Annotated in this window: 2 protein-coding genes and 1 pseudogene; 2 read left to right on the top strand and 1 reads right to left on the bottom strand. The window is 37.0% G+C overall.

What is annotated here, in order from left to right; translation table 11 throughout:
• The coding region (locus tag AC1DND_RS27400; RefSeq protein WP_477585953.1) for an Asp-tRNA(Asn)/Glu-tRNA(Gln) amidotransferase subunit GatB at window positions 1–586 on the bottom strand (586 nt) is incomplete at its 3' end.
• A 141-nt stretch (window positions 587–727) separates the two neighbouring features.
• On the opposite strand from AC1DND_RS27400, the gene AC1DND_RS27395 reads away from it, so the two are divergent.
• Together AC1DND_RS27395 and AC1DND_RS27390 are read left to right on the top strand one after the other, a co-directional pair.
• Window positions 728–1,330 carry a hypothetical protein gene (locus tag AC1DND_RS27395; RefSeq protein WP_477585951.1) on the top strand — a complete coding sequence of 201 codons (603 nt, stop codon included), beginning with the start codon at window positions 728–730 and terminating at the stop codon, window positions 1,328–1,330.
• Window positions 1,331–1,437: 107 nt separating this feature from the next.
• Window positions 1,438–1,683: pseudogene (locus AC1DND_RS27390) on the top strand (hypothetical protein); the annotation flags it as partial.

The raw sequence follows: 1,683 nt of genomic DNA, 5'->3' as shown, positions 1-1,683 counted from the left end.
CTTCCATATTGCCATCGCTTACATTTAAATGCCTCACCAGTTTCCTGATTTCGCTTAATAAAACAGATGCTTCTTCCGAACTGCGGATATCGGGTTCGGTTACAATCTCAATTAAAGGTACCCCCGCACGGTTCAAATCAACCAACGAATAGTTATCATCCTGATCATGGATACTTTTTCCGGCATCTTCTTCCAGGTGAATGCGATTGATTCCGATTTTCTTCATAGAGCCATTAGCCAGTTGCAGCTCCAGAAAACCATTAACGCAGATCGGTTGGTTATCCTGGGTAATCTGATAACCTTTTGGCAAGTCGGCGTAGAAATAGTTTTTCCTATCAAAATGGTTGATCTGGTTAATGGTACAGTTTAAAGCCAGACCGATACGGATGGCTTTTGCTACTACTTCTTTATTTAACTTCGGTAAGGCTCCAGGCAATGCCAGTGAAACCGTAGATATATTTTGATTGGGTAAAGCCCCGAAAGATGCACTATCAGCAGAAAATATTTTAGTGTTGGTGTTTAACTGAACGTGGATTTCTAGTCCTGAAACGAGTTCGTAATTGTTTTCGGATGTTCCTAAACTCATATTAAAATGATCCCTTTAAATGTATTATGGAGGCAAATATAGTTAAAGAATGTTAAATGAAATTGCTTTAATTAAACTACCGTGTACAGCTATTGTCTATCTCAGCAAACACACAAAAGAAACCTTTAATTAAAAAACATTATGAAAAAGTTAGTTTTATTTGCTGCAGTTCTGATGGTTTCATTATTCAGCATAAACAATGCAAAAGCACAGGTTAGCTTAAATATCAATATTGGTTCTCAGCCAGTTTGGGGGCCAACAGGATATAATCATGTAGATTATTATTATTTTCCTGATATAGACGCCTATTATAATGTGCCTTCTGCACAATACATTTACTCGAATGGCGGACGTTGGGTTTGGGGAAACAGCTTGCCTACTCAATACAGGAACTTTGATTTATACCGCGCCTACAAGGTGGTAATCAACGAGCCAAAACCATATTTAAGAAACAATATTTATGTAACCAAGTATGGTAAATATAAAAATTATGGTGGTCGCCAAGGTATTATAAGAGATAGTCGTGATACCAAATATTATGTAGTTAAAGGACATCCGAACTATAATGGAAACAAAACTGTCGTGATTAACAATAATCGCCCTATACGTAGGGAGAAAACTGTTGTAAGGGTAAATCAAAATTCAAGGTCTGCCCGCAACAATGAACACAAAACTGATAACAAAGGCGGGAATGATCGTCCTGAAAGAAATAACGGTCAAGGCCGTGGTAACGAGCGCCATTAATATTAATATTTAGTTGTAAATAAAGGAGCTTTGAGAGAGGCTCCTTTTTTGTTCACTTAATTTGGCACGTGGTTTGGCTATAAACAATAAACACTAAATGAATTAATATGAAAAGATTATTTTTAGTTGCTGCAGTGATGATGGTTTCATTGTTCAGCATCCCCGCTAAAGCACAGTTAAATGTGAATGTTAACATCGGCTCGCAACCGCTTTGGGGACCAACAGGTTATGATCATGTTGATTATTACTATCTTCCTGACGTAGAAAGTTATTATTATGTTCCGCAAAAGCAGTTTGTTTACTTAAATGGAAATGATTGGGTTTTTGCAAATTCTTTACCTGCAAAATATGGT

The sequence above is a fragment of the Pedobacter sp. 01N416 genome (assembly GCF_056399685.1).
Note: the sequence above shows the minus strand (reverse complement) of the source record. Positions and strands in the feature narration are given on the sequence as shown.

Bases quoted from the DNA above. Each gene is read 5' to 3' on its own strand.
- AC1DND_RS27395 (WP_477585951.1), top strand. From the start codon at position 728: ATGAAAAAGTTAGTTTTATTTGCTGCAGTTCTGATGGTTTCATTATTC.